Source organism: Ruegeria sp. CL5 (assembly GCF_056536485.1).
The window spans coordinates 581,977-604,396 of sequence record NZ_JBQFPS010000001.1 but is presented as its reverse complement, the minus strand read 5'-3'; the positions used below and the strand labels follow the sequence as shown (position 1 = coordinate 604,396).

Annotated in this window: 24 protein-coding genes; 13 read left to right on the top strand and 11 right to left on the bottom strand. The window is 58.0% G+C overall.

Annotation, left to right across the window (positions count from 1 at the left end):
- Positions 1-65: 65 nt before the first annotated feature.
- The 3 genes from ACR0IU_RS02935 to secG all read right to left on the bottom strand — a co-directional run bounded on the left by ACR0IU_RS02935 (position 66) and on the right by secG (position 3,117).
- Positions 66-842, bottom strand: a complete 777-nt coding sequence (locus ACR0IU_RS02935; RefSeq protein ID WP_480715191.1) for an isocitrate lyase/PEP mutase family protein — start codon at positions 840-842, stop codon at positions 66-68.
- 102 nt (positions 843-944) lie between these two features.
- Complete coding sequence (locus ACR0IU_RS02930; protein ID WP_480715190.1) at positions 945-2,588, bottom strand: CTP synthase; 1,644 nt, start codon at positions 2,586-2,588, stop codon at positions 945-947.
- 160 nt (positions 2,589-2,748) lie between these two features.
- A complete protein-coding gene (secG, locus tag ACR0IU_RS02925; RefSeq protein ID WP_480715189.1) occupies positions 2,749-3,117 on the bottom strand; it encodes a preprotein translocase subunit SecG in 369 nt (122 codons plus the stop codon).
- A gap of 151 nt (positions 3,118-3,268) precedes the next feature.
- Between secG and nthA the strand changes: the two genes are divergently transcribed.
- The 6 genes from nthA (at position 3,269) to ACR0IU_RS02895 (ending at position 7,194) form a co-directional block, all read left to right on the top strand.
- Positions 3,269-3,883: a nitrile hydratase subunit alpha gene (gene nthA / locus ACR0IU_RS02920; RefSeq protein ID WP_319546885.1), complete on the top strand. Its 615-nt coding sequence runs from the start codon at positions 3,269-3,271 to the stop codon at positions 3,881-3,883.
- Positions 3,880-4,557, top strand: coding sequence for a nitrile hydratase subunit beta (gene nthB, locus ACR0IU_RS02915; RefSeq protein ID WP_480715188.1), 678 nt, complete (start codon positions 3,880-3,882; stop codon positions 4,555-4,557). Before nthA ends, nthB begins: the two co-directional genes overlap by 4 nt.
- Positions 4,554-4,883 (top strand): nitrile hydratase accessory protein, encoded by a 330-nt coding sequence (locus tag ACR0IU_RS02910; RefSeq protein WP_480715187.1) that lies wholly within the window; start codon positions 4,554-4,556, stop codon positions 4,881-4,883. The genes nthB and ACR0IU_RS02910 overlap by 4 nt, the downstream gene beginning before the upstream one ends.
- Positions 4,884-5,103: 220 nt before the next feature.
- Entirely contained in the window at positions 5,104-6,396 is a 1,293-nt protein-coding gene (locus tag ACR0IU_RS02905) for an adenylosuccinate synthase (RefSeq protein ID WP_010439192.1), read from the top strand.
- Entirely contained in the window at positions 6,396-6,638 is a 243-nt protein-coding gene (locus ACR0IU_RS02900; RefSeq protein ID WP_480715186.1) for a DUF2842 domain-containing protein, read from the top strand. The genes ACR0IU_RS02905 and ACR0IU_RS02900 overlap by 1 nt, the downstream gene beginning before the upstream one ends.
- Positions 6,639-6,717: 79 nt before the next feature.
- Complete coding sequence (locus tag ACR0IU_RS02895; RefSeq protein ID WP_480715185.1) at positions 6,718-7,194, top strand: hypothetical protein; 477 nt, start codon at positions 6,718-6,720, stop codon at positions 7,192-7,194.
- 317 nt (positions 7,195-7,511) lie between these two features.
- On the opposite strand, the gene ACR0IU_RS02890 is transcribed toward ACR0IU_RS02895, so the two are convergent.
- Positions 7,512-9,224 (bottom strand): hypothetical protein, encoded by a 1,713-nt coding sequence (locus tag ACR0IU_RS02890; protein WP_480715184.1) that lies wholly within the window; start codon positions 9,222-9,224, stop codon positions 7,512-7,514.
- Between the two features lie 120 nt (positions 9,225-9,344).
- On the opposite strand from ACR0IU_RS02890, the gene ACR0IU_RS02885 reads away from it, so the two are divergent.
- The gene (locus ACR0IU_RS02885; protein ID WP_480715183.1) at positions 9,345-10,052 is read left to right on the top strand and encodes a thiamine diphosphokinase; all 708 of its coding nucleotides are present in this window, start codon (positions 9,345-9,347) and stop codon (positions 10,050-10,052) included.
- On the opposite strand, the gene ACR0IU_RS02880 is transcribed toward ACR0IU_RS02885, so the two are convergent.
- The 4 genes from ACR0IU_RS02880 to ACR0IU_RS02865 are packed head-to-tail and all read right to left on the bottom strand — an operon-like array spanning position 9,997 to position 13,476.
- Positions 9,997-10,911, bottom strand: coding sequence for a DMT family transporter (locus ACR0IU_RS02880; RefSeq protein ID WP_480715182.1), 915 nt, complete (start codon positions 10,909-10,911; stop codon positions 9,997-9,999). The genes ACR0IU_RS02885 and ACR0IU_RS02880 overlap by 56 nt on opposite strands.
- 45 nt (positions 10,912-10,956) lie before the next feature.
- Entirely contained in the window at positions 10,957-11,373 is a 417-nt protein-coding gene (locus ACR0IU_RS02875; protein ID WP_480715181.1) for a GFA family protein, read from the bottom strand.
- A 26-nt stretch (positions 11,374-11,399) separates the two neighbouring features.
- On the bottom strand, positions 11,400-12,773 hold the full coding sequence (locus tag ACR0IU_RS02870) for an L-serine ammonia-lyase (RefSeq protein ID WP_010439206.1): 1,374 nt from the start codon (positions 12,771-12,773) through the stop codon (positions 11,400-11,402).
- Position 12,774: 1 nt separating this feature from the next.
- Positions 12,775-13,476, bottom strand: coding sequence for a glutathione S-transferase family protein (locus ACR0IU_RS02865; protein WP_480715180.1), 702 nt, complete (start codon positions 13,474-13,476; stop codon positions 12,775-12,777).
- Between the two features lie 167 nt (positions 13,477-13,643).
- On the opposite strand from ACR0IU_RS02865, the gene rpiA reads away from it, so the two are divergent.
- The 6 genes from rpiA to ACR0IU_RS02835 all read left to right on the top strand — a co-directional run bounded on the left by rpiA (position 13,644) and on the right by ACR0IU_RS02835 (position 19,848).
- Positions 13,644-14,429 carry a ribose-5-phosphate isomerase RpiA gene (gene rpiA / locus ACR0IU_RS02860; protein ID WP_010439210.1) on the top strand — a complete coding sequence of 262 codons (786 nt, stop codon included), beginning with the start codon at positions 13,644-13,646 and terminating at the stop codon, positions 14,427-14,429.
- Between the two features lie 130 nt (positions 14,430-14,559).
- On the top strand, positions 14,560-15,918 hold the full coding sequence (gene gor, locus ACR0IU_RS02855; protein ID WP_480715179.1) for a glutathione-disulfide reductase: 1,359 nt from the start codon (positions 14,560-14,562) through the stop codon (positions 15,916-15,918).
- Positions 15,919-15,990: 72 nt separating this feature from the next.
- Positions 15,991-17,133 carry an FtsH protease activity modulator HflK gene (gene hflK / locus ACR0IU_RS02850; protein WP_480715178.1) on the top strand — a complete coding sequence of 381 codons (1,143 nt, stop codon included), beginning with the start codon at positions 15,991-15,993 and terminating at the stop codon, positions 17,131-17,133.
- On the top strand, positions 17,133-18,029 hold the full coding sequence (gene hflC / locus ACR0IU_RS02845) for a protease modulator HflC (protein ID WP_010439217.1): 897 nt from the start codon (positions 17,133-17,135) through the stop codon (positions 18,027-18,029). Before hflK ends, hflC begins: the two co-directional genes overlap by 1 nt.
- Positions 18,029-18,223, top strand: coding sequence for a DUF2065 domain-containing protein (locus ACR0IU_RS02840; RefSeq protein WP_010439218.1), 195 nt, complete (start codon positions 18,029-18,031; stop codon positions 18,221-18,223). Before hflC ends, ACR0IU_RS02840 begins: the two co-directional genes overlap by 1 nt.
- Positions 18,224-18,399: 176 nt before the next feature.
- Positions 18,400-19,848 (top strand): Do family serine endopeptidase, encoded by a 1,449-nt coding sequence (locus ACR0IU_RS02835; RefSeq protein WP_480715285.1) that lies wholly within the window; start codon positions 18,400-18,402, stop codon positions 19,846-19,848.
- Positions 19,849-20,080: 232 nt separating this feature from the next.
- Here the strand turns inward: ACR0IU_RS02835 and ACR0IU_RS02830 are convergent, their stop codons facing one another.
- The 3 genes from ACR0IU_RS02830 to ACR0IU_RS02820 form a co-directional block, all read right to left on the bottom strand.
- Entirely contained in the window at positions 20,081-20,749 is a 669-nt protein-coding gene (locus tag ACR0IU_RS02830) for a Crp/Fnr family transcriptional regulator (RefSeq protein WP_480715177.1), read from the bottom strand.
- A 111-nt stretch (positions 20,750-20,860) separates the two neighbouring features.
- Positions 20,861-21,463, bottom strand: coding sequence for an inner membrane-spanning protein YciB (locus ACR0IU_RS02825; protein WP_010439223.1), 603 nt, complete (start codon positions 21,461-21,463; stop codon positions 20,861-20,863).
- A gap of 16 nt (positions 21,464-21,479) precedes the next feature.
- Positions 21,480-22,382 (bottom strand): DMT family transporter, encoded by a 903-nt coding sequence (locus ACR0IU_RS02820; protein WP_170469241.1) that lies wholly within the window; start codon positions 22,380-22,382, stop codon positions 21,480-21,482.
- Positions 22,383-22,420 lie beyond the last annotated feature (38 nt).

Sequence of the window (22,420 nt, the reverse complement as noted above, 5' to 3'; positions counted from 1 at the left end):
TCCTCCGCTGGTATCTGATGCAAGGTGCGGAGGAACCGCATAAAATGCAATCCCTTAAAAGTGGATCAACCGCCTGTTTGCAGCGCCTCGCGGGCTTTGTCCTGCAGCCAAGCGATCATTTGCCGATAAGGCACCGGGCCATAGCTGATCCGGGCTACACCGAGTTTTGCAAGCGTTGGCGTATCCGGCGTGCCGGGCAGGGCGATGATGTTGACGGGCAGGTCGGTGGCCTCGCAAAGCTGGCCAATCATCGCTTCGTCTTTCAGGCCCGGTGCAAAGAAGCCGCTGGCCCCAGCATCGGCATAGGCTTTGGCGCGGGCCATGGCATCATCCAGCATCGCCTGGTCATGCGTTTCCGGAGCCGCCTTGAGGAAAATATCGGTGCGGGCGTTGATGAAAGCAGGCACACCCGCAACATCGCAAGATTCGCGCATGGCGGCGACACGCGCGGCTTGGGTTTCAATGTCGTAAAGTTCTTTAGTACCAACAATTTGGTCTTCGAAGTTGAAGCCGATTACGCCGGTTTCTAGCGCGCGTTTGACATTGGTCGATATGCCGAAAGTATCTTCGGCATAGGCGCCTTCAAGATCCATCGTAACCGGGATATCGACCGCCTCAACAATGCGGCGGGCGTTGTCCAGCGCCGCATCAAAGGGAATGTTCTGCCCATCCGAAAACCCCTGTGCCATCGCGACCGGAGCGCTGCCGGTCGCGAGTGCCTTGGCCCCCGCATCGCGCACAGCGGCGGCGCTGCCGGGGTCCCAGATATTGTAAAGGATGACCGGATCGCCCTTCTTATGCAGGGCGGCAAAGGTTTCTGCTTGGGTAATCTGATCGGTCATGGCCGGTCTCCTGTCGCTGCTATGGCGGCAGTTAACCGTGTAACTGGTCGGCGCGTAAAGATATTTCGCGCCGAGGGGTACAAATCTGTTATCGGCCCGTGATCAGACCAGACGCGAGGTGTCTTTCGCGGCGCGCACGAACTCGCGGAACAGCGGGTGCGGGTCGAAGGGTTTGGATTTCAGTTCCGGGTGGTACTGAACGCCGATGAACCATGGATGGTCCGACCATTCGACGATTTCCGGCAGGCGACCATCCGGGGACATGCCCGAGAAATTCAGGCCTGCCTTTTCCAGTTTGTCGCGATACTTGATGTCGACCTCGTAGCGGTGACGGTGGCGTTCCTCAATCTGGGTGCCGCCATAGACTTCCGCAACCTTCGAGCCTTCGGCCAGAACCGCGTTATACGCGCCCAGACGCATGGTGCCGCCCTTGTCGTCGCCGACTTTACGTTCGACCTTGTGGTTGCCCTGCACCCATTCCTTCAGGTGGTAAACAACGGGTTCGAAACGCTTTTTCCCGGCCTCATGGTCGAATTCTTCCGAACCCGCCTCGGTGATTCCCGCCGCGTTGCGTGCGGCTTCGATCACGGCCATCTGCATGCCCAGACAGATGCCCAGATAGGGCACCTTGTGCTCGCGCGCGTATTGAGCGGCTTTGATCTTGCCTTCGGTGCCGCGTTCGCCGAATCCGCCGGGGACGAGGATTGCGTGGAAGCCTTCCAGATGCGGGGCGGCGTCTTCGGTATCGAACACCTCGGCATCGACCCATTCGACCTTGACCTTGACCCGGTTGGCCATGCCGCCATGGGTCAGGGCCTCGGCAATCGACTTATAGGCATCTTCCAACTGGGTGTATTTTCCGACGATGGCGACCTTCACTTCGCCTTCGGCGTTGTGGATACGGTCGCTGACGTCTTCCCATTTGGCCAGATCGGGCTTGGGGGCCGGGCTGATCTGGAACGCGTCCAGAACCGCCTGATCCAGCCCCTCGCGGTGATAGGCCAGCGGGGCGTCGTAGATGGTGGACAGATCCTGTGCTGCGATCACGCTGTCGGGGCGGACGTTGCAGAACAGAGCCAGCTTTTCGCGCTCTTTCTTTGGGATTGGGCCTTCCGAGCGACACACCAGAATATCGGGGGCCAAACCGATCGAGCGCAGCTCTTTCACCGAGTGCTGAGTCGGTTTGGTTTTCAACTCGCCCGACGCCTTGATGTAGGGCAGCAGCGTCAGGTGCATGAACAGGCACTGTCCGCGCGGCTTGTCCTGACTGAACTGACGAATGGCTTCAAAGAAGGGCAGACCTTCAATGTCGCCCACAGTGCCGCCGATCTCACAGAGCATGAAATCGACCTCATCCTCGCCAATGGCGATGAAATCCTTGATCTCATTGGTGACGTGCGGGATCACCTGAATGGTTTTGCCGAGGTAATCGCCACGGCGTTCCTTTTCCAACACATTGGAATAAATCCGGCCCGAGCTGACCGAGTCGGTTTTGCGTGCGGCCACGCCGGTGAATCGTTCATAGTGGCCAAGGTCCAGATCGGTCTCGGCCCCGTCATCGGTCACGAACACTTCGCCATGTTCGAACGGCGACATGGTGCCCGGATCAACGTTCAGGTAGGGGTCCAGCTTGCGCAGACGCACCGAATACCCTCGGGCCTGCAACAGCGCGCCCAGAGCCGCCGAAGCCAGTCCTTTGCCCAAGGATGAAACCACACCACCAGTGATGAATATAAAACGCGCCATGTTTTTTCGGCTGCTCCCGTGAGACGTCATTATCAGCTGCCCGGCGGTTCAAAAAAACCGCTGCATCACGGGACTTCACATATAAAGGATTCGCGCACATAGCGCAAGAGAACCGCAAGATGCTGTTGCAGTTCCCTTATGAATTTCTAGGTTTTGTGGCTTAGTCGGCAGCCTGCGGGATCAACGGAGCGTTGTCGCCTTGCGCCGGAGGCAGCAATTCATCCGCCGATGGAACCGCCGGAGTGCTTTCCTCAGTCGCTGCAGGGGCCGGTACACCCAGACGGTCGATCACCGAGCTGCCCGAAGATTTCTGAGCCGCAAGAATCGTCAGCGTGATCGAAGTCACGATGAAACACGCAGCCAGAATCCAGGTCAGCTTGCCCAAAGCAGTCGCCGCCGCGCGGCCGGTCATGGCGCCGCCGCCACCGCCACCCATACCAAGGCCGCCGCCTTCGGAACGTTGCATCAGCACAACGACAATCAGGCCCAATGCCAGAAGAAGGTGGATGATGAGAACGACGTTTTCCATGGTGGTCCTGTACAGCGTGGCGTGTATCGCGTGGTACTTATGCAAGTTTGCCAGCGGGGGCAAGTCACGAGTTGGCATCACGAGCAGTGATGTTTCATATCACACCAAAGAGACTGGACAGGGTGCGGTTCTGTCGCGCAGGCTGCGCCCCATGCCACATGATGATCACGACCACCCGCACGCCCTGTTGCCCCCTGAACCCGCGCTTCGCGTCAAAGCGCTTGAAACGATTCTGACTCGCAAGGGGCTGATCGATCCGGCCGCTTTGGATGAAATCATTGATACTTATCAAAACAAGATCGGTCCTCAGAACGGCGCGCGTGTTGTTGCCAAAGCCTGGAGCGATCCTGCTTTCAAAGCCGCGCTGCTGGAAGACGCCACTTCGGTCGTGGCCGATCTGGGGTATTACGGGCGGCAGGGTGAGCATATGGTTGTGGTGGAAAACACGCCCGAGCAGCACAACATGGTCGTGTGCACTCTGTGCAGCTGTTACCCGTGGCCGCTGCTGGGTATCCCCCCCGGCTGGTACAAATCCGATGCCTACCGCGCCCGCGCCGTACGCGAACCACGCAAGGTTCTGGCCGAATTTGGCGTGACGCTGCCCGAAGATACATCCGTACGGGTGTGGGATTCGACCGCTGAGATTCGCTATCTTGTCCTGCCGATGCGACCGGAGGGGAGCGAGGGGCTGAGCGAGGAAGAACTCGCCGCGCTGGTAACCCGCGACAGTATGATCGGCACCGGGCTGCCCAAGGTGCCTTCATGACGCGGGTTCATGACATGGGAGGGCGTTTTGGCGATGGCGCGGTTGTGCCGGAGGCTGAGGACGCTCCGATCTTTGCGGAAGACTGGCACGGTCGGGCGCTGGCGGTAACACTCGCTGCGGGATTTCTGGGGCAATGGAATATCGACGTCTCACGCCACGCGCGTGAAAAACTGTCTCCGAAAGACTACGCGCGATTTTCTTACTATGAGAAGTGGATATCCGGTCTAGCCGATCTTTTGGTCGATAAGGGTGTCCTGACGCTTGAAGATTTGCGCGGTGTGGACCGAGATGGTGCCCATCCATTGGCAGAGCGCACCCTGAAGGCTGAGGCAGTTGTGGACGCTTTGGCCAAAGGTGGACCCGCGGATCGCCCGTCGAACGTCGAAGTTCAGTTTGAAACCGGGCAAGCCGTCCGAACTCTGGGCCAGAGCGCAAATCGCCTGGTTGAGGGCGGTCACACCCGACTTCCGGCCTATGCCTCGGGCGCAAAGGGTCGCATTCTCAGATTGCATGGCACCCATGTGCTGCCGGATTCCAACGCCCATGGATTGGGTGAGGCCCCTGAGCCGCTTTACGCCGTCGCGTTTCCCGCCTCGGAGCTTTGGGCAAATCCTGAGCATCCGGCGGATGAGGTCGTATTGGACCTGTGGCAATCTTATCTGGGGCCCGCATGAGCGATTGTATCACCCAATCGGCCCCGGAGCCGATTTTCGCCGAGCCCTGGCACGCGCAGGTTTTTGCAGTCACCGTAGCTTTGAACGAAACGGGCCGGTTTGATTGGTCGGACTGGGCAGAGCGGTTTTCCATTACTTTGAAACGGAACGGTCTCAAAAAAGAACTGGATGGTGGTGACGATTACTTTCACGCTTGGTTGGAGACCTTGGAGGCGCTGCTGGCTGAGCAGGGAGAAGCACCCACTGATGATGTCCAGGATCTTCGCAATGCATGGGAAGAGGCCTATCTGACAACACCCCATGGTCACCCCGTACACTTGCGCTAAAAGCAGAAGGGGCGCTGCCCCCGCCGCCCGTCCGGGCGACTCCCCCGGGATATTTAAAGCCAGATGAAGCAGGGCTTCCGCTCTTCATCTGGCCATATCTACCTCCGCCGAAAGCATCGCGCGCAGCGTGATTTGCATCTGCGGCGAAATATCGGTTTCCCTGCCGTCTGTGCCCCGCTATATGAGCCGGGTTTGAATATTCAGCGCAAAAGGACCGGATATGGCCAATGTGGTTGTTGTCGGCGCCCAGTGGGGTGACGAAGGAAAAGGCAAGATTGTCGACTGGCTCAGCGAGCGTGCAGACGTGATCGCGCGTTTTCAGGGTGGACATAATGCCGGGCACACACTGGTCATTGAGGGCGAGGTATACAAACTGCACGCGCTGCCTTCGGGCGTGGTGCGCGGCGGCAAGCTGAGTGTGATCGGCAATGGTGTTGTTCTTGATCCGTGGCACCTGATCAAAGAGATCGGAACAATCCGTGCACAAGGCGTCGATATCACGCCAGAGACGTTGATGATCGCCGAAAACACCCCACTGATCCTGCCGTTCCATGGCGAGTTAGATCGTGCGCGCGAGAGCCAGAATTCAGTCGCCAAGATCGGGACAACCGGTCGCGGGATCGGTCCGTGTTATGAAGACAAGGTCGGGCGTCGCGTAATTCGGGTGGCTGACCTGGCCGATGACGCAACGCTGGCGCTCCGGGTGGATCGGGCGCTGGTCCATCACAACGCGCTGCGCAATGGTTTGGGGCTTGATCCGATTGATCGGGACGCGTTGATCGCGCAGCTGAAAGAGATCGCGCCGCAGATTTTGCCTTTCGCAGCACCGGTGTGGAAGGTGCTGAATGAGAAGCGCAAGGCTGGCAAGCGTATCCTGTTCGAAGGCGCGCAGGGCGCGTTGCTGGATATTGATTTCGGGACCTATCCGTTTGTGACATCGTCAAATGTGATTGCAGGCCAGGCCTCAACGGGCGTCGGAATCGGACCGGGCTCGATCGACTTCGTTCTGGGCATCGTCAAGGCTTACACGACCCGCGTGGGTGAGGGGCCTTTCCCGACTGAGTTGGATGATGCAGATGGCCAGCGTCTGGGCGAACGGGGACATGAATTCGGAACGACGACGGGTCGCAAGCGACGCTGCGGGTGGTTCGACGCCTGTCTGGTACGCCAAACCTGCGCGACCAGCGGTGTGAACGGCATTTCGCTGACCAAATTGGATGTTTTGGATGGGTTCGAGACACTGAAAATCTGCGTTGGATACGAGCTGGATGGCAAACGTCTGGACTATCTGCCGACAGCCGCCGACCAACAGGCGCGATGCACTCCTATCTACGAAGAGATGCCGGGGTGGAGCGAATCAACCGAAGGTGCACGTAGCTGGGCTGATCTGCCAGCCAACGCAATCAAATATGTGCGCCGGGTCGAGGAACTGATCGATTGCCCGGTTGCCCTATTGTCCACCAGCCCGGAGCGGGAGGATACCATTCTGGTTACCGACCCGTTTGCAGACTGATGAGCGGTAGCGACAAGGCTGGCCTTAGCTACAAAGCACGGCGGCGCTGGTCTCTGGTACTGCTGCTGGTCGGGTTGCCAGTCTATATCGTTGCGGTTGTGACTATCGTGAACTGGCTTGACCGCCCGCCAATCTGGCTGGAGCTTTTGGTCTATGTCGCGTTAGGCATTCTATGGGCATTACCCTTCAAGTTTGTCTTTCGTGGTGTGGGTAAAGAAGACCCAGATCAGGATCAAAACTAGACTTTCCGACTGCCGTTGCGTCATTCGCGAGGCACGCTGACTGCAGCTTAAATGCGTTGCAGGTAAGGGCGGTTAGGGTATGAACAAAGGGCTTTTCGCGGCGTTCGCCGTGTCTTGTGCCGCATATGGCGCTCAGGCTGGAGACTGGAACTACACGGTTGCACCCTATGTTTGGGGACCAGAATTCAGGACCTCCCTTGATATGGGGCCGAACCCGCCGGTGAACGGGGACACCTCGATCTTCAATATTCTAAAGGGGGCCTTTCTGATTGCAGGCGAGGCCCGAAATGGCCGATGGTCCATTGGAGGCGAGTTCAATTACCTGAACCTTGGAGACGATGTTTCCATCGGACCATTTGACAACGCCGCTAGTTGGGAGCTTGAGGGCACCATGACCTCGCTGGGAGCCGGTTTCGCGGTTTATGAAGATGAACAGTCGCGGCTGGAAGCGATTGCCGGGCTGCGCCATTGGGATCTTGATGTCTTAACCACGGTGCTGGATCGCACATTCAGCACGCTGACCCATTGGTTGGAGCGCGCTACAGTTGTGCTCTGAACGATCGATGGAGTGTCACCGCGATGGGAAACATTGGCGGCTTTGGTTATTGTTCAGAGTTACGGTGAGATGCGCTGGTACAAGCCAGCTAGAAAAGGCGACCTAGCATCAGCGTCGCCGGTGGGTACCGCCATCTGGATGTTGAGTTTCAAGATGGACGTGAATTGAACGATCTGATCCTGACCGGCCCCTACGTGGCGTTGGCCTTTTTATTCTAATCTGGTTGGTCGCGTCGAAGCCGCGCTATTAAAAGAATTAGGGCCAGAGTATCCTCTGGCCCTACTACGACTCGAGGGGGGTAATGCATACGCTGGGAACTAGCCCGCGGCGCGTTCGTCGTCATTGGGGCGGAAGCCGATTTCGGTTGAGGCGGCGAATCGACCACCTCCGGCTTTCTCGATCTTTCCATCGCGAAGCAACTGACCGAAGGAGCGCAAGCTTTCTTCGCGATTAAACGCATCTTGCTTAAGCGAGCGGACCTTGTTCATAAGTTGCGGGCGCGAGAACTGCTCTTGACCTTCGATAAAGGACAGATAGGCAGCTGCAGCTTCAAGCAGATCAGGCAGCGACTGGGCGCCCTGTTCCTGTGCGAAAGTGGCAAATCCGCCTTCTTCTTCACCCGTGTCTTCATCAGTTGAAGTGATCCGGCGCGGCGTAACAGGGCCAGTATCGGCGTTCTCGGTATCGATGCGCTGTTCGGCAACCAGCTTCAAGGGGGCAGCCGATTCTGGGGTCGGGCGCTGGCTGGTGACTTCAACCGCGGGACGACGTGGATTGACGACTGAGGCCAGATCGCCGCGAAAATCATCTTCGGGTGTCTTTGTCTTGTCGCCTACGGCTTCGCGTTCGGCCTCGGTTGCAGCGACCGCAGCGCGCAAGTGCGAGTAGGTTTCACGCTGATCGCTAGTAGCGGGATCGTCCAGCTGAACATCTGCTTCGTCCATTAGGCGCGAGACGTCTTCATCTGGTCCGGATATACTGGGCACGTCGGCTTCAGCAATTGCTTCGAGTTCGGATTCAACAAGCGCGATCTCATCCAACAAAAGCGCTTCTTCCTCGACCGAGATGATGCCGTGCTCGATTCCGGTCAATGCCTCAGAGGCAACGCTGCTGGCTTCATCGCCTAGAATGTTTGATGGGTTTTCTTCCCCGACTTCAGGCGCCTCATCATCCAGATCAGAAAACAGAACGTCGTTTTCCGTTACATCAGCTGTGGCAGGTTCCGACGCTTCGATTTCTTCAGCTTCATCCGCCGATTCCGCGGTAGCGACCAATGCACTTAGATCGTCGGAGGTCTCCTCAACCGTTTCATCTGAGGTCTCTTCAACCAATTCATCTGAGCTTTCTGGTTCCGTAACATGAGCCGCCTCGTCGGCCTGTGCTTCGGCTAACTCTTCGACATGTTCCGGTTCGGCAGTCAGCTCGGGCTCGGGCGCAGGGAAGGTATCTTCTTCTGTTTCCTGCAAGTCGGCGGGATCCAATGCGCCTGCTTCAAAGGCGGCAGAGATGGCATCAACCTTTGGCTTCACAGGCTGAAGATAGCTGGAGTCTTCGTCCTCTGAATAGCCGGGGGAGACTTCTTCGGAATGCGAAACCACAGCCCGGATGCGCTGGAGTTTGGCCGCAATACTGTCCGCCGCTGGGCTGTCCACTGCAGCAGCGGATTGTGCCGCGACGGGCGCAGGGGCGGGGGGAACGGCATCGGTGGTCTGAACAGGTGCAGGCTCAGGCGTGCTCGCGACTGCAGCGGGGGTCGGTACTGCAGGGGCGTCGGTCTCGGTCGCGCGTAGCAGCAGACCGCTGTCGTTCTGACTGGCTTCTACCTTTCGTGCGACATCGCGCTGGGCGATGCGGGTCAGCATCTCGGCATCGGGCTGAGGGGGCTCAGAACCAAAATAGCGGTCGTCCGCCGCGAGATCCCGGAAATACTCGGCTATGGCTTTCATCGTTTCAAATGAATCGTCGAAACCTTCGAGCGTGCATGAAAAGGTTCCGTAGGAAACGGTAAGTACCTTGTTGTTCTGTACCATCAGACGCATGTCCTTTACAAACTACCAGGCCGATCGCCAGACACAGCAGCAGCAATCGACTCGAAACTCTAGTCATGAAGCTACCATTTTGTGGTTTCATTATGTCCAAAACCGGGAATTATGGTCAATCTTGTGGAATCTGGGGTGATTGTTCAGGCTGAAATGCCAATCGGTCTGTTTGGCGGGGGGGAAATCACGTCTGAAGATGTGAGTCTGGTCCTGAATCGCGTCAAAAGCACTGTTGCAGCGGATGGGGGCGCTGCCGCGTTGATTGATTCGGGCCGAATACCGGATGCGGTGATCGGCGATTTCGATTCGCTTTCATCCAGTCTTCGCGCGCAGATACCGGCTGATCGGCTGTATCCAATATCCGAACAGAACAGCACCGATTTCGACAAAGCCCTTCGAAATGTCAGTGCCCCGGTTGTCCTGGCAGCGGGATTTATGGGCGCTCGGGTTGATCATCAGTTGGTCGCGTTCAATACACTCGTTCGCTTGCAGGACCGGCCCTGTATCCTGTTAGGGGCACGCGAGGTAGTGTTTCACGCGCCTCCCCAGATCCGGCTGGAATTGACGGCTGGAGATACCGTTTCTCTGTTCCCTTTGCGACGGGTGACCGGGCGCAGCGATGGGCTTGAATGGCCGATCAACGATCTGGTGCTTGAACCGGACGGGCGGGTCGGAACCTCGAACCGGGCACTGGGCGTACTCGCACTTGAGGTGGATGCGCCGGGTCTGCTTGCGATCCTGCCGCGCACCGCGTTGGATCAGGTCATGCAGGCGTTTCTGTCGGGCCAGACCGGGCATTGGCCCGCTCGTGCAGGATGACATAAAGCCCGGCAGCGATAGTGATGCCGATGCCAAGCGCGGCAAGGCCGTTGGGCAGGTCGTGGAAAATCAACCAGCCAATCAGGGTGGCGACGGGAATTTCAAGATATTGCATCGGGGCGAGGGTCGCGGACGGTGCATAGCGCAGCGACCACGTCATCAGAAGATGTGCCACAGTGCCCAGCACGCCGATGCCCAGCAGCAGCCAAAGCGTTTCACCCTTGGGCATCGTCAATGACATGGCGGGCAGGTCAGCCTGAGAGCCCACATAGACGATCGGCAACAAGAGAGCTGTCGCCATAGCCCCCGAAACCGCTTGCAGCGCAACCGGGTCTGTTTCTTTGGCAATCTGGCGTGTGACCAGCATGAACAGGGCAAAGACCACGGCGACGATCAAAGGCAGTAACGCAGGAGCGCCAACCTGCGCAAAGCTAGGTTGGATGACGAGCAAAGTGCCGATGAAACCCACGACACAGGCAATCAGGCGGCGCGGGCCGACTTGTTCGCCAAGAACGTACTTGCCCAGCAGCAGCATGATAAACGGCATCACAAAAGCAATGGCGACAGTATCGGCCAGCGGCATATATTGCAGCGCGGTAAACATCGCCGCGATCCCAACAATGTGCAGCAGCGTACGGACCATCGTCAGACGCAGGACCATTGGTGTCATCCGCCACGGCTTGCCGGTCACAGCGATGAGCGGGATCAGGATCATCGCTTGCACGCCGAACCGCACCAGAACCAACAAACCCAGAGCAATGGTTTCGCCCAACAGCTTCGCCATCCCGTCACCAAGCGGAGCGAGCACGCAAAAGCCGAGCATCAATACGATGCCAAAAACGGGACGATCCTGAGTCATGTGCGCGACGCTAGCGTTTTCGCGGCAGAGGGGGAAGCTCTGATCTCAGGTATCGGATAGGGGTTGGACTTTGGTGTAATCTGGGCCGATGCAGGTGGGCAGGCCGTCATGGAGTTGAAGCCAGCTAAGCTTTTCCTCGTGCGCGACATGCAAGGTCGGGGTCAGCGCCTCGGGGTTTTCTAGCGTCGCAACATAGAGGTGCATCACATCCGACATCACGGTAGACCGAAAGGATATAGGCGTACCGCAACTGGGGCAAAAACTGCGCTCGACCCCGGGAGAAGAGTTAAACCTTTTCGGCTGTTCACCAGTCCAGCGCCAATTGCCGTCGCGCGCCCCGAAATAGGTGGTCATCGGGGCCGCGCATTGGCGACGGCAGCTATCGCAATGGCAGGTGACACAGGACAGAACCGGAGGGTCAACCTCGTATCCGATCTTGCCGCATAGGCAATGTCCACGCATGTCACCCGCTCTTTCTCGCTGTCAGATCAGCAGTTCGGCACGTTGACGGCCAGCCCGCCCAATGAGGTTTCCTTGTACTTCGCGTGCATATCCTCGCCGGTCTGGCGCATAGTTTCAATGGCTGCGTCCAGGGGCATGAAGTGCTTACCGTCACCGCGCAGGGCGAGTGACGCTGCCGAAACGGCCTTGATCGCGCCAAGGCCATTGCGTTCGATACAAGGCACCTGCACCAAGCCCGCGACCGGGTCGCATGTCATGCCGAGGTGATGTTCGAGCGCGATCTCGGCGGCGTTTTCCACCTGCTCGGGCGTACCACCCATCACAGCGCACATGCCGGCGGCAGCCATGGCCGAGGCACTTCCGACCTCTGCCTGACAGCCCGCCTCGGCGCCCGAGATCGAGGCGTTGAACTTGACCAGACCGCCGATGGCGGCCGCGGTGAGCAGGAAATCCTCGACATGGCTTTCGGACGCGCCGGGGACATGATCGAGGTAATAACGCAAGACTGAAGGCAGCACGCCTGCCGCGCCGTTGGTAGGTGCGGTGACGACTTGCCCACCGGCGGCGTTTTCTTCGTTCACGGCCATCGCATAGACGCTCATCCAGTCGTTTATCGTATGCGGCGCGTTCAGGTTCATGCCGCGTTCGGCCAGCAGGGCATCGTGGATCCCCTTGGCGCGGCGACGCACACTAAGTCCACCGGGCAGGATGCCATCGGTTTTCAAGCCGCGCTCGATACAGTCATTCATGACCTGCCAAAGACGTGCCGTGCCTTTGGCAAAGCTATCCGCGCAACCGCGCGCGATTTCATTTTCGCGCTTCATCTGAGCGATGCTTTTGCCGTTGTCCTTGGCCATCTGCAGCATTTCCGCCGCGGATTTGAACGGGAAGGGCACAGGCGCACCTTCGTCGGTTGCCTTGCCTTCAGCCAGTTCTTCTTCGGTCAGGACAAAGCCGCCACCAATGGAATAATAGACCTGACGCAATATGACATCGCCTTGTGCGTCGGTGGCCATCAGGATCATGCCGTTGGCGTGGCCGGGCAGATTGTTGTCGTAGTCAAATATCAGATCGGCCTTAGGATCGAAGCTTAGCGTAGGCAACCCTTCTGGGGTTACCGTATGCGTATCGGAAATCTGCGTCAGCGCGGCCTCGGCCTTATCGTTGTCATACGTGTCGGGCACGAACCCGGCGAGACCAAGGATCGTAGCGCGGTCAGTCGCGTGGCCGACGCCGGTGAAAGCAAGCGATCCATGCAATGAGCCGCGCAAACCCGCAAATTCAAACGGTGATGCACGCATCAGATCAAGAAACCGTGCGGCGGCGACCATAGGGCCCATGGTGTGTGACGATGATGGGCCAATGCCCACTTTGAACATATCGAAAACTGAGAGAAACATGTCAGGTAGCTGAGCCTTCTGGAGGGGTGGCGTAGGTTGGAGATGTGAACGGCGTCGCCCCCAAACCCTCGGCGGCGATGACCGATCGGGTTGCCGGGCGAAATTCGAGTTGATGCAGTATCTTTTGCAAATAGGGTGTGTCGGCCAGCTGATACCAACTGCGGTCAGCCTTGGCGGGATAAAGCGCCATCCAGCGCATCATGCAGGCGACATAGACGGTCAGGGCCGAGGGCACCTGCGTGTTGAACCAATCGGGCGCGCCTTGGGCCAAATCATCCAGCCGCTTCAGATGCTGGCGCAATCTGGGGCGAATACTGGCACGCAACGCTTCAGCCTGTGCTGCGTCGATGTATTTCTCAGCGTAGAACAGGATGCGCAGATCGGCATGCAATGTGTTTGAAGCAAAGAACAGCCATTTCAGAAACGCCGCCCGATCGGCGCTTTCGGGCGCGGGGGCCATCTGTCGGTGCGTGTCGGCCAGCCACAACAGGATTGCGGCAGTCTCGAAAATTGGTCCTTGTGGTGTTTCCAATACGGGAATCAGCCCATTGGGATTCAGTGCACGATAAGCGGCACTGTCTTGTGCGTTACGTGTGCGATCGACCAGCGCCGTCTCATACGTCAAGCCCATCTCTTCCAAAGCCAATCGGATTATCAGCGAGGCATTGTCGGGGGCATAGTGAAGGCGATAAGTCGATTCCATGACGTCTTTCTAGAGTGTCTGGCGACTAGTATAGTGATCGATTACGACGTTTCCTATAGGAAACTCGTCGTTAAGTGTTAAGTAAGCGCTGCGATCGAGTGAATTGCCTCTCGCAGTTGCGCGGGGCATTCCCTATAAGTCCGTCAATATTCTGAGGGGAAGCTGCCATGATCAAGGATTTGTCGCCCATCGACAAAGCAAAATATGTTGCGGCCTGCCGTGCCGCCGATCTTGTCCAAAGTGGAATGCGCGTGGGCCTGGGGACCGGATCGACCGCCGCGTGGCTGGTCCGGCGTCTAGGCGAGCGGGTGCGCGACGAAGGTCTGTCGATCAAAGGCGTTCCGACCTCGACCGCAACCGCGCAATTGGCGCGCGAAGAGGGGATCGAGGTTATCTCGCTGGATCAGGCTGGGTGGTTGGACCTGACCATAGACGGCGCGGATGAATTCGATGGTGAATTCAATCTGATCAAGGGCGGCGGTGCTGCGCTGCTGCAGGAAAAGATCGTGGCCACGGCCAGCGACCAGATGGTGGTGATCGCCGATGCCGGCAAAGAGGTCGAGACGCTGGGCGCGTTCCCCTTGCCGGTTGAGGTGATCCCATTCGGCTGGCAGACCACCCGCACGCTGATCGAAGAGGCGCTGGACACGATGGATGTGCTGGGCACGTCGGTTACTTTGCGGATGAATGGCGAGGCCCCCAAGGTCACGGATGAGGGCAATCACATATTGGACCTGCACCTCAAACGGATCGGAAATGCGCGGCAGTTGGCGCTGGTGATGAACCAGATCCCCGGCGTGGTCGAGAACGGGTTGTTCATCGACATTTGCGACAAAGTAATCGTCGGCCATGGTGACGGGCGCGTTGAACTGCGCGACCTCAATGAAGGCACTGTGCTGACCAACATGCTGGGCGAGGGTGGGGACAACCTGTTCTCCGATCTGGCAGATTAAGGTCAGGTCAGATAGCGCGGCGGGTATCTGATGAAATCTTGATATTTCAGCGCTCAGGGGTTGGCAGTTTGAATTTTGCGCCCAGATATCCACTGAATATTAGCCACGCGGCAAGCAAAGGAACGCATGTATGAGCTTTGACTATGATCTGTTCGTCATCGGAGGTGGCTCGGGTGGTGTACGCGCGGCGCGTGTAGCTGCGGGTGAGACCGGTGCCAAAGTGGCGCTGGCAGAAGAGGATCGTTACGGCGGAACCTGCGTGATCCGCGGCTGTGTGCCCAAAAAATTGATGGTTTTTGCCAGCGAATTTTCTGGGATGGTCGGAGATGCTCAGGCATTCGGTTGGGATGTTCGGCCCGGTGAGTTCGACTGGAATTTATTCCATGGCAAGTTGGTGACCGAGTTGGACCGTTTGGAGGGCGTTTATCGCAACATCCTTAAAAACAACGGTGTCGAAAGCTTTGATCAGAGGGCCCGTGTGGTCGATCCGCATACGGTTGAACTGGCTGACGGGACGCGCAAGACCGCCAAGCACATCCTGATCGCCACGGGTGGGCGTCCGGTTGTGCCCGAGTTTCCCGGCTCGGATCTGGCGATCACCTCAAACGAGATATTCCATCTGGAAAAATTACCCGAAAACATCCTGATTGTGGGTGGCGGCTATATCGCAAGTGAGTTTGCCGGCATCATGAACGGATTAGGGGTGAAGACTACCCAGTTCTATCGTGGACCTCAGATTTTGCGCGGCTTCGACGAAGAAGCGCGCGGTCTGATCTGCGACGAGATGCGCCAGAACGGCATTGATGTGCGCCTGGAAACCAACGTAGTCGAAATGACCAAAGATGGCGACAAGATCCGTGTCAAAGCCACAGATGGCAGTGAAGATCAGTTCGATGTGGTGATGTATGCCACCGGCCGCGCACCCAATGCAGATGATCTTGGGCTCGAGGCGCTGGGTGTCGAACGCGGTCGCAAGGGCGAGATCATCGTAGATGAATACAGCCAGACCGGCGTGCCATCGATCTACGCCATTGGCGACGTGACGGATCGGGTGAACCTGACTCCGGTTGCGATCCGCGAGGGAATGGCCTTTGTCGAGACGGTTTTCAAGGGCAACCCGACCCCCGTGGACCACGAACTGATCCCGACCGCGATCTTCACGCAGCCAGAAATGGGCACAGTAGGCCTCAGCGAAGAAGAGGCGGCGGCGCAGGAATCGATCGAGGTTTATGCGACCTCATTCAAGCCGATGCAGAAATCATTTGCAGGAGGCTCGCAGAAGGTTCTGATGAAGCTGATCGTGTCACAGGCGACGCGCAAGGTGCTGGGTTGTCACATTGTGGCTCCGGGCGCAGGCGAGATGATCCAACTGGCTGGAATCGCCGTTAAGATGGGGGCTACCAAAGAAGATTTCGACCGCACCGTTGCAGTTCACCCAGTCATGGCCGAAGAACTGGTGACAATGCGGCAACCTGTGCGCACGGCTTGATTTGCAAGCGCGCGCACACACGTTACAAGGGAACCCGTGATCACACGGTCCAAGATAAGGGAAAAGATACATATGGCGGGCAACAGCGGCGGCCCCTGGGGGGGCGGAGGCTCATCCGGAGGCGGAGGAAATCGGGGTAACAATGGGGACGGGCGTAAGCCCCCCGAAGGCGACGGCCCGCAGATCCCCGAGATCGACGAGCTGATGAAAAAAGGCCAGGAGCAGCTGCGCGTCCTCATGGGCGGTCGCGGCGGCGGTGGCCGTGGGACCAATGGCAATGGCGGCGGCGGTGGTCCGGCATTTACCAAGGGCACGATTGCAATTGGTGTGTTGGTGGCAGCAGGTCTCTGGGCTGCGGCGAGCTTCTACACCGTTAAACCCGAAGAACAGTCTGTTGAGCTGTTTTTGGGCGAATTCTCGGCTGTTGGAAATCCAGGTCTGAATTTCGCGCCTTGGCCTCTTGTCACCGCAGAGGTGATTCCGGTCACCCGCGAACAAAACGAAGACATGGGTGGTGCCCGCGGCAGCGACGATGGTCTGATGCTGACCGGGGACGAGAATGTGGTCGATATCGACTATCAGGTCGTCTGGAACATTAACGATCCGGCCAAATATCTGTTCAACCTCCGCGATCCGCGCCAAACGATCCGTGCTGTTTCGGAATCGGCCATGCGTGAGATCATCGCGCAAAGCGAGCTTGCACCAATCCTGAACCGGGATCGTGGCATTATTGCCGACCGTTTGCAGGAACTGATTCAGGCGACAATGGACAGCTATGATTCAGGTGTGAACATCGTCCGTGTGAACTTCGACAAAGCCGACCCGCCGCAGGACGTGATTGCCGCGTTCCGTGATGTTCAGGCCGCCGCGCAGGAACGCGACCGGTTGCAGAACGTGGCGGATGCTTATGCCAACCGCGTTCTGGCCGAAGCGCGGGGTGAAGCCGCTCAGGTTCTGGAAGAGGCTGAGGCCTATCGTGCCCAGCAGATCAACAGCGCAATGGGTGAGGCCAGTCGTTTCAGTGCGGTTTTGGAAGAGTACTCCAAAGCGCCGGATGTAACCCGCAAACGTCTGTACCTGGAGCGGATGGAGCAGGTTCTGGGCGATGTTGACAAGATCATTCTGGATGAAAACTCCACAGGATCAGGGCAGGGCGTCGTCCCGTATCTGCCGCTGAATGAACTGCGCCGTAGCCCTGCAGGGGAGAGCAACTGATGCGTAAATCGACAATCATTCTGCCGATCGTATTCGTCGCAATCGTCGGCATCCTGTCCTCGATCTTCATCGTGGATGAGCGCGAGCGCGCGCTGGTTCTGCAATTTGGCCGCGTTGTTGCAGTGAAGGAAGAGCCGGGCTTGGCGTTCAAAATCCCGTTGATTCAGGAAGTGGTGCGCTATGATGACCGCATCCTGTCGATCGATGTGCAGCCGCTGGAAGTTACGCCTTTGGACGATCGCCGTCTCGTGGTTGACGCCTTCGCGCGCTACCGGATTTCGGACCTGAACCAGTTCCGTCAGGCGGTCGGTGTCGGTGGCATCCCGGTTGCCGAGGATCGCCTGGACCGTATCCTGCGCGCTGAAACGCGTGAGGTTCTGGGTTCGGTATCGTCCCGTGATATTCTCAGCTCGGACCGTGCTGCGCTGATGCTGCGAATCCGCAACAGTGCGATTGCCGAAGCGCAGGCTCTGGGCGTTAACGTGATCGACGTGCGTCTGAAAGCCACCGATCTGCCGCAGGCGAACCTCGAAGCGACGTTTGACCGGATGAAGGCCGAACGTGAACGTGAAGCCACTGACGAACGTGCCCGTGGTAACGAGGCGGCGCAGCGTGTACGCGCGCAGGCCGACCGGACCGTGGTTGAACTGGTGTCCGACGCAAATCGCGAGGCTGAGATCATTCGCGGTGAAGCGGATGCCGAACGGAACTCGATCTTTGCCGAAGCTTATGGCGCAGACCCGGAGTTCTTTGAATTCTACCGGTCGCTCACAGCTTACGAAAACGCCCTGCAAGGCGGCAACAGTTCGTTGATCCTGAGCCCGGATTCAGAGTTCTTCAACTACCTTGCTTCTCCGACCGGGCGTCGGGCCCCGGCTGCTGCGGCATCTGAGTAATGGGTATGATCCTTCTGGCCTTTGGGCTGGTACTGATTGTTGAGGGGCTGGCCTATGCGCTGGCCCCTTCGCTTATTGAGCGCATGCTTGAGGCGCTGAGAACTCTGCCTGAACAGGCGCGGCGTTTGGCTGGATTGCTATGTGTCGTCAGCGGTTTGATCCTGTTGTGGGGCGCATATCAGGTCGGTTTTTGATGCGATGGTTTCACGCACCGGTGATTTCCCCGCGATCCCGAGTTGCGGGCTTGGCCAAACTGACTACATTGGTTGCTAAGAAGGGTGATCTTTGGTTGCCCGCAAAAGAAGTGTCGACAAGGAGACCCCAAGTGCAGGCGAAAGCGCGCAGTGTGTCCGTCCGGCGGGACGATGTTATGGTAATGATGCGGCTTATGTGGCTGGCCTTTTTGGGGATGCTGCTGGTTCTTGCACAGTCAGTGGCCGCGCAGTCGCGCGGTGACAGTCTGGCACCGCTTGCTGAAAAGATCAGCCCTGCGGTGGTCAATATTACCACCTCGACCCTGATTGAAGGTCAGACCGGTCCGCAGGGGATCGTGCCCGAAGGCTCTCCGTTCGAGGATTTTTTCCGCGAGTTTCAGGACCGCAATGGCGGGGATGACGAAAACCGCCCGCGCCGCAGCAACGCGCTGGGCTCGGGGTTCGTGATTTCGGAAGACGGGTATATCGTCACCAACAACCACGTCATCGCCGAAGCCGATGAAATTCTAGTCGAGTTCTTTCCTGGTGATGGTCAGCCTGCAGAAGAGCTGGTTGCTAAGGTGATCGGCAGGGACGAAAAAACCGATATCGCGCTGCTGAAGGTCGAAGCCGAAGGGCCGTTGAAATATGTCCAATTCGGAGACAGCGATACAGCGCGCGTCGGGGATTGGGTGATTGCGATGGGCAATCCGCTTGGGCAGGGATTTTCGGTCTCGGCCGGGATCGTGTCGGCGCGAAACCGGGCGCTGAGCGGGTCGTATGACGACTATATCCAGACAGACGCGGCGATCAACCGCGGGAACTCGGGCGGTCCGTTGTTCAACATGAATGGCGAAGTGATCGGTGTGAATACAGCGATCCTGTCGCCCAATGGCGGCTCGATCGGGATCGGGTTCTCGATGGCCTCGAACGTGGTGATCAAGGTTGTCGATCAGTTGCGCGAGTTTGGTGAAACCCGCCGCGGCTGGCTGGGCGTGCGCATTCAGGACGTGACCGAGGATATGGCCGAGGCAATGGGTCTAGACAAACCCGGCGGCGCGCTGATCAGCGATGTCCCGGACGGCCCGGCCAAAGACGCCGGACTGTTGGCCGGAGATGTGATCATCAGCTTCGATGGTGTCGAGGTCGAAGACACGCGCGGCCTTGTACGGCAGGTGGGTGAGACCACGGTAGGTAAATCCGTGCGCGTCGTTGTGCATCGTGACGGTGGCACGCAAACCGTGCTGGTGACGCTGGGGCGTCGCGAGGATGCCGAGCGCGCTGAAGAAGGTGATGAGCCAGAAATCGAAGCACCGGCGGAAGAGGATAAAGACATTCTAGGTCTGACCATTGCTCCGTTGGGCGACAGCCAGCGCGAGGAATTGGGGCTGGATGCCGATGCCGAGGGCCTGTTGGTCACCAATGTGGATGAAACTTCGGAAGCCTTTGAGAAAGGCCTGCGCACCGGCGATCTGATCACAGAGGCGGGGCAGCAAAAAGTGACCTCAATTGCTGATCTTGAGGCCCGCATGGAAGAGGCGCGAGAGGCTGGGCGTAAATCGCTGTTGCTGCTGGTACGGCGTGGCGGAGAGCCTCGATTTGTGGCGCTGAGCCTGGCACCGTAAACAGCATTCCAATCAAAATTTATGAAGGCCGGGTGAATATCCCGGCCTTTCTTCATTTATTCATACTTTGTTAAGAAAGAAGCCATATGCCGGGGAAGGCATATGGCTCTTGTACAGGGAGAGGTCGGTGGACAGATATCGGGGATGATAAAACCGACCTCCTACGGTAACAGGATTGACCTTAGGGCAATCTTGATGCCGCGTATGTGAAGCGGATCACATCCGTGCAACTTTAGATCAGATCAGATTCGGCAAGTTGCCGTAGTGCGTCGAAATCGTGGATTTGCAGACCTCCACGCGAGGCTTCGACCACATTGTCGCGCTTCCAAGTCGATATGGTTTTTGACACCGCTTCACGCGTTGCACCGACGAATTCAGCCAGTTCGCTTTGTGACAGCGTGATCCGAGCCGTCGGTGTGTCTTGTTGACCTGCCAAATGCAACAGCTTGCGCGCCAGTCTTATCGGCATTGGCAGGAACACCTGCTCGTTCAACTGATCGCCCATCCAACGCATGCGCACCCCCGCGAGGCGGATCAAGTCGACCGCGAGATCGGGGTTCTTTCGGATCTGTTCCATGACATCCTTGTGTCGAACGCGAAGGACTTTGGCAGGCCCTGCTGCGGTGACAGTGGCGGTCCGGGGACCGCTGTCGAACAGAGCAATCTCGCCGAACACTTCGCCAGCGCGCATCAGCCTAAGCGACAGTTTACGTCCGCTCATGGCCAAAAAGGATACCTCGAGCTTGCCGGACAGGATCGCATAAAGCGCCTCTCCTGGGTCGCCTTGTTCGAACAGTACATCGCCCCGGTCGAGCGTCAATTCTGTGGCCTGGGCCGCCAGCATTGTGCGCAGCTCTTCAGAGGCTTCGGATAGGAATCCGCTATTGGGGAAAGCCATCATGCGGGCGATTGTCTCCGGAGTTGAGTGGTGCGGGTGGTGCCCCAGCTTTCCACAGCTTGCGTTCTAAGCCAAGAAAATTCATCAGATATTAACGCTGAGTGATCCGACCAGTTACTGATCCGGGTCATCCATATAGCGTTGCAGCATGCTGAACTGCATCATCAGGAACGCCATCAGCGCGATGGGAAAGCCGAAGGTTTCGATCTTGACCCAAAGGTCGGTCGACATTGTTCTCCAGACCAGTTCATTGGCGACCGCAAGCACTGCAAAACAGGCACACAGTCGGCGCGTCAGGATCATCCAGCCTTCGTCACGCATGGGCAGCATTTCGTCCAGAACATAAGCCAGGTAGGACTTTCCCTGCAAAAGACCGATCCCAAGGATGGCGGAAAAGAAGCCATAGACCAGCGTTGTTTTCATCTTGAAAAACCGCTCGTCATTGAACCAGGCGGTAAGGCCACCGAAGAAAATCACCATGAACGCAGTGAAAATCTGCATGCGGCTGAGCTTGCCTGTGAGGTACCAGAGGATGCCCATTGCGGCGAGCATCAGCGGTACAAACAGGATGGTGGCGACGATAAAGCCCGAATACTCGGTGCCACCGATCACGAAATTGTCATCACGCAGGCGCAGGTAGATGAAGAAGAAGGCTAGCGGAGGCCCAAGTTCCAGAACCTGTTTGAGGAAAGGGTTGATGTCTTTTTTCTCTGCCATGATTCCAACCTACTGCTTACCCGCCCATTTCAACTATTACGGCACCGAGTGCAATCAATGCCATTAACGCAATGCGCCTGGGGCCGACGGTTTCTTTTAGCACTAGCCAACCGATGAGCGCGGCGAAGACGGTTGAGGTTTCGCGCAGGACGGCGGCTTCTCCGACCTTGTCGAGCCGCGTGGCCAACATGACTGCACCAAAAGACAGCGGTGCGACGATACCGCCGACAAAACCGCGTAGCATCAGGGGGCCGAGTGCTGGTCGGTGAATCATGGCACGGTATCGAAGCGCGGCGTATATCGGCATGGCGGCTCCGTCGATCATGAAGAACCACGCGAGGAAGGTGAACGGGTCGGCTGTGGCGCGTATGCCGTAGGCGTCATAGGTCGTATAGAGCGCGACAAAGAGGCCAGTGGCAAGCGCCAGTACCAGCGCGATATGTAGCGTGTCACGATTGGTCTCAAGATAGCGCAGGTTATAGGCGGCGAGTCCGAAGATACCTGCCAGCAAAGTGGCCACACCCAGCCATTGAACACCTGTGAATGTCTCGCCAAACAGAATATAGGCCCCGATTACGGTAAACAGCGGGCCAGTACCGCGGACGACCGGATAGACAACCGTGTAGGAGCCTTTGGTATAGGCCAACGCCTGCAGCACCTTGTAACCGATATGGATCACCCAAACGACGCCAAAGATGGGCCACATATATGGTTCGGGCCATGGGACAACGAAAAAGGCGAAGGGCATCGCCATAAGGCAATAGCAGGCATCGATCGCTCCACGCGACATCCACGGGTCATGGCGCCCCTTTTGTAGCGCGCCGAAGACCGCATGCAGGAAGGCCGCCATCAGCGCGAGGGCGAGGGCGAGGTGGTGGCCTGCTTCGGTGCCTTCGAGGGAGATTAGCCAGTCGCTCAAATCGGGGCTTTCGCTTGGGCGGAGAGAGTGGGGGGCTG